This window comes from Herbidospora daliensis (assembly GCF_001570585.1).
Taxonomy (GTDB): Bacteria; Actinomycetota; Actinomycetes; order Streptosporangiales; family Streptosporangiaceae; genus Herbidospora; species Herbidospora daliensis.
The window spans coordinates 1,309,817-1,323,554 of record NZ_BBXF01000001.1; the positions used below are offsets into that span (position 1 = coordinate 1,309,817).

Below are 13,738 nucleotides of genomic sequence, written 5' to 3' on the forward strand. Positions count from 1 at the left end.
CAGAGTAGTGGCAGAGCGTGATCAAATCAGGCGAGCCGAACGCGTGGATCGAGGAACGAATACGCCACGTCGACGAGAATGTTGGCGATCACGATGAACGCGGCCGCCATGATGGCCGCGCCGATGATGACCGGCAGGTCGCCGTCGCGCACCGACCGGATCATGAGCTGCCCGATCCCCTGCAGTCCGAAGACCGATTCGGTGACGACGACGCCGCCCAGGAGGGTCCCGACGTCCACGCCGAACTGGGTGATCACCGGCGTCAGCGCGGCCCGCAGGCCGTGCCGGTAGGTGACCGACCGTTCGGGCACGCCCTTGGCCCGCGCGGTGCGGATGAAGTCCTCGCCCATCGTGTCGAGCATCGAACCCCGGGTCAGCCGCACGTAGACCGCCGCCTGGACGACCGCCAGGCAGATCCACGGCATGACCATGGTCGACAGGAACGCCCCGACGTCGATGAACGGGGAGATGTAGGGGCCGGGCTGCAGCCCCGTGCCGGGGAACACCGACAGGGCGAGATAGATCATCAGGATGCCGAGCACGAACGTCGGCAACGAGATCCCGGCCAGCACCAGCACCGTCAGCGTGCGGTCGCGCAGGCTGCGCGGCTTGGTCGCCGAGACGACGCCGCCGCCCACCCCCATGATCATCCACAGCACGGCCGCCCCGAAGACCAGCCACAACGTGCCCGGCAGGCTCTGCAGGATCAGCGTCGAGACGGGCGTCTGGCTGATGAACGAGGTGCCGAGGTCACCGCGCAGCAGGTTGCCGAGGAAGCCGAAGTACTGCTCGTAGAGCGGCCGGTCGAGCCCGAGGGTGTCCTTGATCTGCTCGACGACCTCGATGGGCGCCCGCGGCCCGGCCAGCCGCCGCGCCACGTTGTCGGCCGGACCGGCGAAGAACAGCAGGAACACCGTGGTGGCGACCAGCCACAACACCACGATCCCGAAGACGATCCGCCGGATGAGAAAGCGCCACACAGGTCACCTCCTGGGGTCGAGCGCGTCGCGGATGCCGTCTCCGAGGAGGTTGAACGCGAGCGTGGTGAGCAGCAGCAGCACGGCAGGGAAGACCAGCAGCCCCGGGGCGACCCGGTAGAAGTCGGTCGAGTCGGCCAGGATGGCCCCCCAGCTCGGGGTACGGGGGTCGACCCCGAGCCCCAGAAAGCTGAGCGTCGCCTCGAACACGATCGAGGTCGGGATGAGCAGCGAGGCGAGCACGGTGACCGGCGCGACCAGGTTCGGCAGCACGTCGATCACCATGATCCGGAGCGGCGAGGCGCCGAGCGACCGGACCGCCTCGGTGAACTCCCGCTCCCGGAACCCGATCGTCTGCCCCCGCACCACCCGCGCCATCGCGGCGAACGAGAAGAACGCGATGACGAAGATCGTCAGCGGCACCGACGCCCCCACGGCCGCGACCAGCACGATCGCGACCAGCAGGTAGGGGAAACTCAGCACGACGTCGAGCACCCGCGCGAGCACCCCGTCGACCCACCCGCCGTAGAACCCGGCGAGCAGCCCGACGACGACCCCGAACACCGTCGCCAGGACGGTGGCGCTCAACCCGACGAGCAACGAGATCCGCGCCCCGTAGGCGAGCCGGACGAACAGGTCCCGCCCGAGGCTGTCGGCCCCGAGCCAGAAGTCGGCCCCCGGGCCGACGGGCAGCCCTTCGGGGGTCAGCGCGGTCGACGGATACTGCGTCAGCGGGTCATGCCCGGTGATCAGCGCGAACAACGGCGCGAACAGCGCCAGCAACGCGACCAGGACGATCACGACCATGGACGCGACGGCGGCCTTGTCCCTGCGCAGCCGCTCCCAGGCCAGCCGCCAGGGGCCCTTGCCATGGACGACGTCGACGTGGACGGGCTCCGCCTCAAAGGCGGCATCGGTGAGACTCACCGGGGCCTCCCCTCGAACTCGAACCGGGACGCGGGCGACCCGCCCGCACGATCGCCGTTCACTCGTCCACCGGCCGGCTCTGGAGGCGTTCGCCCGGTTCCAGCGGGAAGTGGCAGGCCCACTTGTGGCCGTCTCCCAGGAGCAGTGGTTCCTCCACGGTGCACCTCTCCTGGGCCTTCGGGCAGCGGGGATGGAAGCGGCAGCCCGCCGGCGGGGAGATCGGGGACGGCACGTCGCCCCGCAGCACCACCCGCTCCCGCTGCCGGTCGGGGTCGGCCACCGAGGCGGCCGACAGCAGGGCCGCCGTGTAGGGGTGGCGGGGGCGTTCGTAGAGTTCCTCGCCGGGGGCGATCTCGACGATCTTGCCCAGGTACATGACGGCCACGCGGTCGCTCACGTATCTGACGACCGAGAGGTCGTGGGCGATGAAGACGTAGGTCAGGCCGAGGTCGGTCTGCAGGTCCTTGAGCAGGTTGACCACCTGGGCCTGGATGGAGACGTCCAGGGCCGAGACGGGCTCGTCGCAGACGACCAGGCGGGGGTTGAGGGCCAGGGCCCGCGCGATGCCCACCCGCTGGCGCTGGCCGCCGGAGAACTCGGCCGGGAAGCGGTTGTAGTGCTCGGGGTTGAGGCCCACCAGGGCCATCAGGTCGCGGACCCGGTCGCGTCTCGACGCGGGGGTGCCCTCGCGGTGGATGACCAGCGGGTCGGCGATGATCGAGCCGATGCGGCGGCGGGGGTTGAGCGAGCCGTAGGGGTCCTGGAAGACCATCTGCACGTCGCGTCGCATGTCGCCGTCGAAGGCGATGGTCCCGGAGGTCACGTCGTACAGGCCCGTGATGCAGCGGGCCAGGGTCGACTTGCCGCAGCCCGACTCCCCCACCACGCCCAGCGTCTCCCCCGCCTCGACCGACAGGCTCACGCCGTCGACGGCGTGGACCCGGCCGACCTCGCGCTGGAAGAAGACGCCCGACTTGATCGGGAAGTACTTGCGCACGTCGGAGACGTCGAGGAGGCTCACCGGCCCTCCTCCAGCCAGCAGGCGTCGGGGTGGTCGTCGGGCCCCAGCATCGGCGGCTCCTCGATCGGGCAGCGGGGGATGCGCACGGGACAACGCGGGTGGAAGGAGCAGCCCGTCGGCGGGCTGAGCAGGCTCGGGGGGCGGCCCTCGATGGGTTTGAGGCGCTCCTTGCCCTGCGGCAACGAGTTGAGCAGACCCCTCGTGTACGGATGCCGCGGGTCGTGGAACAGCGCGCGGCGGCCGGCCTTCTCCACCGGCTTGCCGGCGTACATGACCATGACCTCGTCGGCCATGTCGGCGATCACGCCCAGGTCGTGCGTGATGACGATCAGGGCGCAGCCGAGCCGTCCGAGGAGTTCCAGGATCTGGGCGCGGACGGTCGCGTCGAGGGCCGTGGTCGGCTCGTCGGCAATAATCAGTTCGGGGTCGAGGGCCATCGCCATGGCGATCATGACCCGCTGGCGCATGCCGCCGGAGAACTGGTGCGGGTAGTCGCGGGCCCGTTCGCCGGGGATGCCGACCTGTTCGAGCCGCTCGCGGGCCACCGCCCACGCCTGCTCCTTGCCGACGCGGCGGTGGACCAGGACCGCCTCGGCGATCTGGCGGCCGACCGAGTACATCGGGTGCAGGCTCGACAGCGGGTCCTGGAAGACCATGCCGATGCGGGCGCCCCTGATGCGGCGCAGCCGCTCGGCGGGCATGCCGATCAGCTGCTCGCCGTCGAACAGGGCCGAGCCCTCGACGCGTGCGCCGGGGATCAGGCCCAGCAGCGCCTGCACGCTGACGCTCTTGCCCGAGCCCGACTCGCCGACGACGCCGAGCGTCTGCCCGGCCTCGACCTCGAACGACACGCCGCGCACCGCCCGCAGGTCGCCGTCGGGCGTCGAGAACGTCACGCGCAGGTCCGCGACCTCCAGCAGGCTCATGACGCCAGCCAGAGCTGCGTGTAGTCGAACTGCTGGGTGAGCGGCGTGTAGAGCGCGTTGCGCACCCGGTCGGAATGGAAGATCGGCACGTTCTGCGAGGTCAGCGGCACGATCGGCGCATCCGCCATGATGCGGGCGTTGGTCTGCTTCCACAGGCCCTCGGCCTCGCGGGCGTCGGGCGCGGTCAGCGCGCGGGTGATGAGGTCGTTGACGGCCGGGTCGTTGTAGGCGCCGTAGTTGGTCGAGCCCTCGGTGTAGTTGCGGCCGTCGAACAGCGGCACCACGATCGAGCGGGCGTTGTTGCCGTACCAGTCGGGGATCCAGCCGGGCGCGCCGATGTCCCACTTGCCCTCACGGCTCTTCTGGACGCTGGACAGATAGCGGCCGTAGAAGTCGTCGGGGGCGGTCGGGATGAGCTGCGTGGTGATGCCGCACTTGGTCAGGTCGCCGGCGATCGACTGGGCGACCTTCGGGTGGTTGCCGTTGGTGCGGTAGGGGAACTGCAGGTTGAGGTTGGCGACCCCGGCCTCGGCCAGCAGCGCCTTGCAGCGGTTCACGTCGCCCCGGCCGCCCGGGGTGGCGTAGGGGCGGACCGCGGCGTCGTACCCGATGGAACCGGGCGGGATCGCCCCGTCGAGCACGGAGTTGATCTTCGAGCCGCCGTAGATCTGCGCGATGGCCGCCTTGTTGACGACGTAGTTGATCGCCTGCCGGACCTTCACGTTCGCCAGCGCGCGGTTGTTGTTGGGGCTCTGCATGTTGAACGCCAGGAACGGGTTGAGCGTCGAGCCCTCGTAGACCTTGTACGCCGGGTTGCCGGTCAGGCGCGGAATGGCCGAGGTGGGCACCGGCTGGTCCCACGACAGGTCGGCGACGCCCGCCTCCAGCTGCTGCTGGACGACGTCGGGGCTGTCCTGGCCCAGGGTGACCAGGATGCGGTCGACCCAGCGGTGGCGTACCGGATCACTCGACTGCTTCCACACCGGGTTGTGCTCCAGCATGATCTGCCGCCCGGCGAAATAGGTGGTGATCTGGTAGGGCCCGGCGGAAATGGTGTTCTGCCGGAAGTCCGGCCCGTCGGGCACGTATTTCTCGTATTCGACCGGGGCGGCCGAGGCGAAGCCCAGCGCCATGATGTTGGGGAAGTCGCTGGCGGGCGCGGTGAGCTGGATCTTCAGCGTGGTCGCGTTCACCGCTTGAACGCCGGAGATGCGGGTCGCGTTCATGAACTTCGCCATTCCGGCGGCCGTCTTCGGCTGTTTCTGGAACGCGGTGAAGAATTCCTGGAAACCCGCGATGGTCTGGGTGAAATAGGAGATGCCGCCCGACGGCTGCACGGGGTTGGCCAGCCGCTTCAGCCCCCGCTCGAAGTCGGCGGCCACGACCGGGCGCGGCGGGCTGGTGTTCCACATGACGTCGGGCCGGAGCGTGAAGGTGTACGTCTTCCCGTCGTCGCTGACCTCCGGCAAAGCGGCGGCGACGTCGGGCACGACCTTCCCGGCGACCGAGATGTCGCTCCCGGCCGGATAGGTCACCAGCTGGCGGGTCCAGGTGCGGCCGAGGTTGTAGGCGACCACCGTGTAGGACGACGACGGGTCGAGGTGGTCGACGTCGCCGGAGCCGACGACCCGGAGCATGCCGCCCCGCTGCGGCCCGCTCCCCGTCGCGGTGGTCTGGCCGCCGCCGCAGGCCGCGAGGACCAGGGCGAGGGCCGGGACCAGCAGGCCGGCACGTTTCCTCATGGGTCACCATCATGTGATCACGCCACCGATGGGCCCGCAAAACCCGTGCCAGGTGTCGGTCAGGACAGCTCGTCGACCGCCGACCGCACGTCGTCGCCGGTGATGGTGGTCAGCTCGGCCGAGGTCGCGCTGCCCTGCGCGGCCAGCCGCACGTCGCGCCGCATCGCCGCCCGTTCGTAGAGGGACCGGGCGAACCGCCCGTTGCCCAGGCCGTCGATGAGGCGCTCCTGGCAGACGTAGCCGAACACGTCGCCGAGGTCGCGCGCTGCGGCGGCGTCGAACCGGTCGCCCGCGTCGGCGGCGGTCATCTCGGCGATCTCGGCGAGCTCCGCCGGCGAGTAGCTCGGGAACACGACCCGGCTGTTGAACCGGCTGCCCAGCCCGGGGTTGGTGGCCAGCAGGGCGTCCATCTCCCGCTCATAGCCCGCCAGGATGATGACGAGCCGGTCGCGGTCGTCTTCGGCCCTTTTCAACAGGGTCTGTACGGCTTCCGCCCCGAACGCGTCGCCACCCGAGTAGCCCGAGTTGACCAGCCCGTACGCCTCGTCGATGAACAGCACCCCGCCGAGCGCCCGGTCGACCAGCTCGTTGGTCTTGATGGCGGTCGCGCCCAGATGCTGGCCCACCAGGTCGGGCCGCGACGCCTCGACCACGTCGGGCCGGGCCAGCAGGCCGAGCGCCGAGAAGATGCGGCCGATGATGCGGGCCACGCTGGTCTTGCCGGTGCCGGGCGGCCCGACGAACACGAAGTGCCGGGTCTGCGACTGGACCGGAAGCCCCTGCTCCTCCCGCATGCGGGCCACCCGCAGCTGCGCGGTGATCGCCCTGACCTGCCGCTTCACCGGTTCGAGCCCGGCCATGCGGTCGAGGTCGGCCAGCGCGTCCTCAAGGGTCGGGGTCGCCTGGTAGCCGCGGAAGCGGGCGGTGATCTCGCCGAACGCCTTGGAGACGTCGGAGGCGGTCGTCGTCACCAGGTCTTCGCCCCGGGGCGCACCCCCGACGCTGATCACCCGCACGTCGCGGGCCTGCGCGGCGGCCTCGACGACGCTGCGCGCGAACCGGGCGTTGCCCAGTTCGTCGACCAGGCCGCGCCGGTGGACGTCGTCGAACAGGCCCAGCAGCACCGGCCGCGCGGCCGGGTCGAGCCGGTCGCCGCGCTTGACCTGGAGCGCCTCGGTGATCTCCAGCAGCTCCGACGGCTGGTAGCTGGGGAACCGGACGCGGGTGGAGAACCGGCTCGACAGGCCCGGGTTGGAGGCCAGGAACGCGGTCATCTCCTTCTCGTATCCGGCCAGGATGATGATGAGCCGCTCGCGGTCGTCTTCGGCCCGCTTCAGCAGGGTCTGCACGGCCTCGTGGCCGAACCGGTCGGTCTGGCCGTCGCCAGAGTTGATGAGCGCGTAAGCCTCGTCGATGAACAGCACCCCGCCGAGGGCGCGGTCGATGAGCTCGTTGGTCTTGATGGCGGTCGCGCCCAGGAACTCGCCGACCAGGTCGGCCCGCTGGGCCTCGACGACGTAGGGGGTCTCCAGCAGGCCGAACGCGTAGAAGATCGAGGCGAGGCTGCGGGCGACGCTGGTCTTGCCGGTGCCGGGCGGCCCGACGAAGACGAAGTGGCGCATCGGCGCGTCGGAGGTCAGCCCGGCCTCGCGGCGCAGCCGGGCCGCCTCGATGGAGGCCGCTATCGAGCGCACCTGCTCTTTGACGGGTTCGAGGCCGATCATGCCTTCGAGCTGGGCGAGGGCCTGCTCGACCGTGATCTGCGGCGGACGGCTCTGGTTGTCGGCGTGCGCATGGGCGTGGGGCGGCGCCCCGGCGCGGACCCGCTGCTGGGCGGGCACCTCGGGCGGCGCCTGACGGGCCTTGGCCTGCCGGGCCAGCACGAACCGCCACACCAGCACGACGGAGGCGGCGCCATAAGCGCCGTAAAGCGCGGCCGGGTCGCTGACCAGGCGCAGCAGCATGCCCGCGACCGCCGCGGCGGTCAGCGCCAGGGCGGTGGTGAGCCACGGCGGCACCCAGCGGATGAGGTGGGCGATGGCCGCGACGATGAAGCCCAGCAGCCACATCGGGATGAGCAGAAGGGTGCCTGCGGCCTGGCTGTTGGCCATTTGCAGCGTGAACGCCGAGACCGGCGACCACACCGCGACCACGATCATCGTCGCCGCGGCTCTGGGGAAATGCAGGGCCAGGACCGTGAAAGCCAGGATCGTCAACGTGACGAAAAAGGTATAGAGCATATCCCAGCCGAGTCCGGCGGCCAGCGCCACCGAAGCGACCAGTAACACGATGAAAATGGTTCTTCGGGCGACCGGAGGAAGAGCGAAATAGCGCTGTCGCGCCTGCTCGAAAGCGTTTCTCGCAGCCACTCGCCCCGTGGGGCGGGCTCGGCCGTCCTCCCGCATCCTGCCTCCCCGGTCCGCCCCCGGTTATACCGCACGGGAAAGACGAATGGGTGGACCTAGCGCGTGCGAGCCTGGTGGCGGCCGGGATATTCCCGGACCAGAACCTCACGCGGGGTGATCCGCAGAACATCGTTGTCGGCGATCGCCACTCCCCGCACCTCGGCCCAGAAACGGGGGTCGCCGACGAACACCGCGACACGGGGATCACGCTCGACGGCCTCCCACGCGTCGTCTCCGGCGATGACCCGCATCTCGCCCGACGGGCTGACCGACGTCACCGCACTGACCGCGACCGAGCGACGCCCGCCGGGACCGGAGTAGGACAACACGACGCTCCGGGAGAAGGTGGCGGCGTGCCGCACCTCGTCGGAGAGCCCCGACGACGGCCCGAGGTCGGCGGCCGGATGATCGCGCGGCACCAGCGAGGCCCGGGTGGGCCCCGGCGCACCCCGCCACCAGGCCAGCGAGCCCCGCACGGCGAACACGAGAACCACCCCGCCCAGCGCCGCCCAGCCCACCCGCCGAGCAGACGCCACCTCGGGCACGACCCCAACGGCGAGCGCAACCGCCGCGACCGCGAGCAACCCCAGCGCGGCCCCCAGCCAACGGTCCCCGCGCAACACCCGCAAGGGCCGAGCCCGCCGCACGGCCAGCACGAGCCAGACGGGCACCGCAAGCAGAACCGGTACAACAACCACACCGGCCACCAACGGCCCGCCAGACACCGCGAGGACGCCCGGCACGGCGGAGACGCCAGACACCACAAGCGCGTCAAGCACAGAGACGCCAGACACCGCGGACAGGCCGGACATCACAGAAACGCCAGGCACCGCCAAAGCGCCAAGCACCACAGGGACACCGGACACCACGAAAGTGCCAGCCACCGCAGAAACCCCCGGCCCCGCAGAGACGCTGGGCGCCGCACGATCATCGGGCATTGCAAAGGTGTCGGGCGCCGCGAGGACGCCGGTTACCGCGACAGTGCCGGGCGTCGCGAAGGCGGTGGTGAGCGCGAGCCAGGTCAGGGCGGCGGTGAGGGTGATCCACCAGGCGCGGCCGACGATCATCCACAGTGTGACGTCGGCGTCTCGGACGGCGACGGGGTCGCCGGGGACCTTGGCGAAGTGGGTGAGGGCGCTGACCGGGCGGCCGCGCCAGGCTTCCACGAGGAGTCGCAGGACCAGGACGGCGGGGGCGTTGAACAGGACGAAGCCGAGGGCGCCGGCCCACTCTCCGCCGGCCGCCGGGGTGAGGAACGAGCCGGTCAGGGTGATCTCCAGGGCGGGCAGGCCGGTCACGCCGATCACGTAGGCGGCCACGGTCATCGCCGCCACGGTCACCGACACGCTCAGCCACAGGTCGCGGCCGAGCATGGCCGGGACCAGGGGCCACACGGAGATCTTGGCGGCCTGGCGCCAGGTGATCACCGGGACCGCCGCCAGGACGAGGTAGCCGGCGATTCTGGCCTCCTGGTGGAGGTCGAAGCCGAGGCCGGCGCCCGAGACGGCCGTCAGGGCGAGGGCCAGGAGCAGGCGGATCCGGCGGGACCAGGTCTCCAGGGCGCGGCGGGCCCGGCCGGTGTCGCGGGGGTCGGCTTCCCAGGCGGGGTCGTGGTGGTCGCGGTGGCGGTCCCAGCGGAGGAAGGTGAGGCCCAGGTTGACGCGGGCCCCGGGCTGGGCGGGGTCGCGGCGCAGCGCGGCGCGGTAGCTCGCGGCGGCGGTCTCGTGGTCTCCCCTGATCAGGGCCAGGTCGCCGGTCAGGGCGTGGGGGCCGGGTTCGTCGGGGGCGTAGCGGACGGCGCGGCCGGCCTCCTCCCAGGCGTCTCGCCAGCCGGCCGGGAGCCGACGCAGCGCGCCGGCCAGCCGGAGTCGCGCGGCCCAGGAGCCCGGCGCGAGCCGGACGGCCTCCTGGGCCGACGCGACCGCCTCGGAGTCGCGGCCGAGACGTTCCAGAGCGAGGCTCGCCAGGCGATGCCCCCACTCGCCGTGCGGATCACGTTCCACCGCCTGACGAGCGGCCTCCAGCGCCTCTTCGGGCCGGTCGCGGCGTAATCGTGCCGCCGCGACCCCACACCAGGCCCGTGGATCGGCGCGGTCGCTCGGGGGCGGCACCTCGGACGCGGGTTCCCGCCGGGCACGGGAAGGGTGATCCTCGGCATCGCTCCCCACCCCCGAATGATCTGGTGCCGGGCGGGGCGTGGCTAGGGCCCGCGATACACCTCTATCTCTCTAGAGAGGTCGCCCCGGAGTCAAGCGCGGCGACAGCCACTCGACCGCCATCACGTAGCGGTCTTCAAGGTTGGCGTGGGTCCCCTCGAAGAGCTCGAAGAACACGTTCTCGGGCGGCACTCCGGCCTTCTTCACCTCCTCGTGGAAGGCGGTGGCGCCCATATCGATGAAGTATTCGTCGTTTCGTCCGGCGTCGATCCAGATGCTGTGCAGGCCGCGCAGCGCCTCGGCGTGCTTGGGGGCCATGACGACCGGGTCATATTCCCGCCACCTCGACCACACTTCGGGAACCAATCTCCCGACGTGGTCGAAAGGGATGTCAACCGAACCGCCGGGGTCGGCGGAGTAGGAGGCGGCGTTGCCGTAGAAGAGGATGAGGTGGCTGCCGGGGCAGCGTCCGCCGGTGGCGTGGAAGCGGTCGAGGAACCTCTCCCAGGAGCCGTCGTACTCGTCGCGGAGGATGCGGGCGGCGGCCACGAACTCGCGGGGGTAGAGCACGTCGAACAGGGCGTCGCCCGCGTGGGTGGCCAGCGCGCCGAACAGGTCGGGGCGCAGCATCGGGGTGATCATCGCGCCGTAGCCGCCGCTCGACTTGCCGGTGATGGCGCGGTGTTCGGGCGCAGCGAGGGTGCGGTAGTGCTCGTCGACGTAGGGCACGACCTCGTCGCAGAGGTAGGAGTGGTAGGCGCCGTGTCCGTGCGAGTCGACGAACTGGCTGCCGCCGAGGCGGGTCCAGGCGTCGACGTAGACGACGATCGCGGGCGGGGTCCCGCCGGCGAAGAGCCGGTCGAGCATCTCGGGCACGGTCGGCCGCCACGGCTGGCGGTTGTCCCACATGACGACCTGGCCCGAGTAGCCCTGGAGGACGTAGATCGTCGGGTACGCCGTCGCGCCGTCGTCGTAGCCCGGCGGCAGGTACACCCACAGGGGGCGTTCGTACGGGTCGCCGAGGGGGTTGTCGCGCAGGACCGCGCTGACCACGGTGACTCGATCGAGGCGTCCGGACATTTCCGCATTCCAGGGCAGCATGCTCATCACACTATGACGGGACTTATAGGGACACTTGGGCGGAGACCGAGTCTTGGCAACCGCCTGAGTGATCTTCGGTGGATCACCTAAGCTGCGCCTCATGTTCCCGAGGGCCGACCCGAGAGCGGACCGGTGGGCGATCCTCGCGCTGCTGTGCTTCAGCCTGCTCCTGATCGCCGTCGACGCGACCGTGCTGCACATCGCCGTGCCGGCGCTGACCGCCGCGCTCGAACCGACGGGCGTGCAGCTCCTGTGGATCATCGACGTCTACTCGCTGGTCGTCGCGCCGCTGCTGGTCACGTTCGGCACGCTCGGCGACCGGTTCGGGCGGCGGCGGCTGGTGCTGCTCGGCTACGTCGTGTTCGGCGTCGCCTCGCTGGCCGCCGCGTTCGCGGCCACGCCCGAGGCGCTGATCGTGGCGCGGGCGTTCCTGGGCGTCGGCGGGGCGATGATCATGCCCGCGACGCTCTCGATCATCCGGCAGGTCTTCACCGACCGCCGCGAGCGGGCCGTCGCGCTGGGGGTCTGGAGCGCGGTGGCGGCCGGGGGCGCGGCCCTCGGGCCGGTGCTCGGCGGGGTGCTCGTGGAGCACTTCTGGTGGGGCGCGGTGTTCCTGATCAACGTGCCGCTGCTGGTGGTCGCGCTGCCGCTGGCTGCCCGGCTGATCCCCGACGTCAGCCACCGCGACGGCCACTCGTGGGACTGGCCGAGCGCGCTGCTGTCGGTCGTCGGCGTGCTCGCCGTCGCCTTCGGGCTCAAGGAGGCCGGGTACGGGCACACGGTCGACCGGGGCGTGGCCGTGCTGATCCTGCTGGGCGGGGTCGCGGTGCTGGCCTGGTTCGTCGCCCGCCAGCGCGCGCTGGCCGCGCCGCTGCTCGACCTCGGGCTGTTCGCCAACCGGGGGTTCGCGACCGGGGTGGCGTGCGTGTTGTTCGCGGTGTTCGCGCTCGTCGGGCTGGAGCTGCTGCTCGCGCAGTACCTGCAACTGGTTCTGGGCCTGCGGCCGCTCGACGCGGCGCTGCGCATGCTGCCGCTGATGGTGGCGGCGATCTGCGGCGGGCTCGCGGCCGCCCACGTGCTCCAGCGGATCGGGTTGCGGGCCACCATGAGCGGCGGGCTCGCGCTGACCGCGCTCGCGCTCACGCCCACCCTCGGCTGGGGCGTCGAAGACCACCCGGTCACGCTGACGTTGTGCTTCGTCGGCATCGGGTTCGGCATCGAGGTCGCCCTGCTGGCCGCCTCCGACGCCATCATGTCGGCCGCGCCCGAGTCGCGCGCGGGCGGCGCCGCCGCCATCGAGGAGACCGCCTACGAACTCGGCGCGGGCCTCGGCATCGCCGTCCTCGGCACGATCACCACCATCGTGTACGCCCCCCGGCTCGCCGCCGTCGCCGGAGTGCCCGGCGACCTGCTCGACCAGGCCCGGGGGTCGCTCGCGGCGGCCGCCCACGTGGCCGGGGAGGCGGGCGGCGCGGCCGGAGCGGCCCTGCTGCAAGTGGCCCGCTCGGCGTTCGTGTCGGGGCTGCACGCCGCCGTCGCGGTGAGTGTCGTGTTGCTGCTGGCCAACGCGCTGGTGGTGGCGGTGCTGGTGCCCGCCCGTGAACGCCGGAGCGAGAAGGAACGTCTCTCCGTCTGACATAGGAGGGTTGGTTCTGGGGCAATTGCCTCGTAAAGCCATCCCATAACCCCCCAGAATGAGTCCCGTGAAGAAAACCTTCATCGACCTCGCCACGCTCGCGGCCCGTATAGGCGTCGGCGGAATCTTCTTCGCCAACGGCTGGGCCAAGCTGCGGGCCGGCCTGGACGCCACCGAGACACAGTTCCTCCAGCTCGACGCGCCCATCCCGTCGTTCTGGGCGGCTTCCACCATGCTCATCGAGCTGCTGGGCGGCACCCTTCTCATCGCCGGGCTGGCCGTGAAGATCGTCGGCGTGCTGCTGTTCGCCGAGGCCCTGGCCGTGTTCATCCTGGCCGCCGGAGACACCGGCCTGCCGTTGACGGGCGGCAGCGTGCAGCTCGTCGTGGCGCTCGGCGCGGCCTCGGTGCTGCTGTCGGTGAACGGCGGCGGACGGCTCTCGGTCGACCACATGGTCGTCATCAAGCGCCGCGACGCCGAGGCGGCCGACGAGATCGCGGCCGACATGGAGGCCGACACGGTCATCAACGCGCTGCGCGAACCGACGCCCACTGCGCCGGCGCAGTCGAAGCCGTCGCCGGATTCGGAGCGCACCGACGCGCACAAGGGCCCGGTCACCTTCCCGAACCAGCCCGACGAACCGACCGCGCCCCACCCGAAGCCCAAGCCCGCGCCGCGCAAGCCGCGCCGCGACACCACGACCGAGAGCCGCAGCGAGCCGACGAGCGGCGGCGAACCGGGTGACACGCTGGTCGCCGGCCGCCGGAGCGGCAAGTCGGAATAGGCCCTCACCCGCCGTCGCGGCGGGAGGGCGGCGCGACCGGCCGGCGCCGGATGCGGCGCGTCC

10 protein-coding genes are annotated in these 13,738 nt (G+C 71.3%); 2 read left to right on the plus strand and 8 right to left on the minus strand.

Going from position 1 to position 13,738, the window contains the following annotated elements; all coding sequences use genetic code 11:
• Positions 1-26: 26 nt before the first annotated feature.
• From AW274_RS05295 to AW274_RS05330, 8 genes are all read right to left on the minus strand, one after another.
• Entirely contained in the window at positions 27-980 is a 954-nt protein-coding gene (locus tag AW274_RS05295) for an ABC transporter permease (protein ID WP_062429863.1), read from the minus strand.
• A gap of 3 nt (positions 981-983) precedes the next feature.
• Positions 984-1,904 carry an ABC transporter permease gene (locus AW274_RS05300; protein ID WP_062429864.1) on the minus strand — a complete coding sequence of 307 codons (921 nt, stop codon included), beginning with the start codon at positions 1,902-1,904 and terminating at the stop codon, positions 984-986.
• 58 nt (positions 1,905-1,962) lie between these two features.
• A complete protein-coding gene (locus AW274_RS05305; protein WP_269750535.1) occupies positions 1,963-2,925 on the minus strand; it encodes an ABC transporter ATP-binding protein in 963 nt (320 codons plus the stop codon).
• On the minus strand, positions 2,922-3,851 hold the full coding sequence (locus tag AW274_RS05310) for an ABC transporter ATP-binding protein (protein WP_062429865.1): 930 nt from the start codon (positions 3,849-3,851) through the stop codon (positions 2,922-2,924). The genes AW274_RS05305 and AW274_RS05310 overlap by 4 nt, the downstream gene beginning before the upstream one ends.
• A complete protein-coding gene (locus tag AW274_RS05315) occupies positions 3,848-5,593 on the minus strand; it encodes an ABC transporter substrate-binding protein (protein WP_062429866.1) in 1,746 nt (581 codons plus the stop codon). Before AW274_RS05315 ends, AW274_RS05310 begins: the two co-directional genes overlap by 4 nt.
• A 59-nt stretch (positions 5,594-5,652) precedes the next feature.
• Positions 5,653-7,998: an AAA family ATPase gene (locus tag AW274_RS05320; RefSeq protein WP_062429867.1), complete on the minus strand. Its 2,346-nt coding sequence runs from the start codon at positions 7,996-7,998 to the stop codon at positions 5,653-5,655.
• Between the two features lie 56 nt (positions 7,999-8,054).
• Complete coding sequence (locus tag AW274_RS05325) at positions 8,055-10,109, minus strand: tetratricopeptide repeat protein (protein ID WP_157519780.1); 2,055 nt, start codon at positions 10,107-10,109, stop codon at positions 8,055-8,057.
• 117 nt (positions 10,110-10,226) lie between these two features.
• On the minus strand, positions 10,227-11,234 hold the full coding sequence (locus AW274_RS05330; protein WP_232319983.1) for an alpha/beta hydrolase: 1,008 nt from the start codon (positions 11,232-11,234) through the stop codon (positions 10,227-10,229).
• A 121-nt stretch (positions 11,235-11,355) separates the two neighbouring features.
• Between AW274_RS05330 and AW274_RS05335 the strand changes: the two genes are divergently transcribed.
• Both AW274_RS05335 and AW274_RS05340 read left to right on the plus strand, forming a co-directional pair.
• Entirely contained in the window at positions 11,356-12,891 is a 1,536-nt protein-coding gene (locus AW274_RS05335) for an MFS transporter (protein WP_062429870.1), read from the plus strand.
• Between the two features lie 67 nt (positions 12,892-12,958).
• Positions 12,959-13,675 (plus strand): DoxX family protein, encoded by a 717-nt coding sequence (locus AW274_RS05340; protein ID WP_062429871.1) that lies wholly within the window; start codon positions 12,959-12,961, stop codon positions 13,673-13,675.
• Positions 13,676-13,738 lie beyond the last annotated feature (63 nt).

Coding starts and splice junctions, on each gene's coding strand:
- AW274_RS05320 (WP_062429867.1), bottom strand. CDS start 7,998: ATGCGGGAGGACGGCCGAGCCCGCCCCACGGGGCGAGTGGCTGCGAGA.
- AW274_RS05315 (WP_062429866.1), bottom strand. CDS start 5,593: ATGAGGAAACGTGCCGGCCTGCTGGTCCCGGCCCTCGCCCTGGTCCTC.
- AW274_RS05310 (WP_062429865.1), bottom strand. CDS start 3,851: ATGAGCCTGCTGGAGGTCGCGGACCTGCGCGTGACGTTCTCGACGCCC.
- AW274_RS05335 (WP_062429870.1), top strand. CDS start 11,356: ATGTTCCCGAGGGCCGACCCGAGAGCGGACCGGTGGGCGATCCTCGCG.
- AW274_RS05330 (WP_232319983.1), bottom strand. CDS start 11,234: ATGTCCGGACGCCTCGATCGAGTCACCGTGGTCAGCGCGGTCCTGCGC.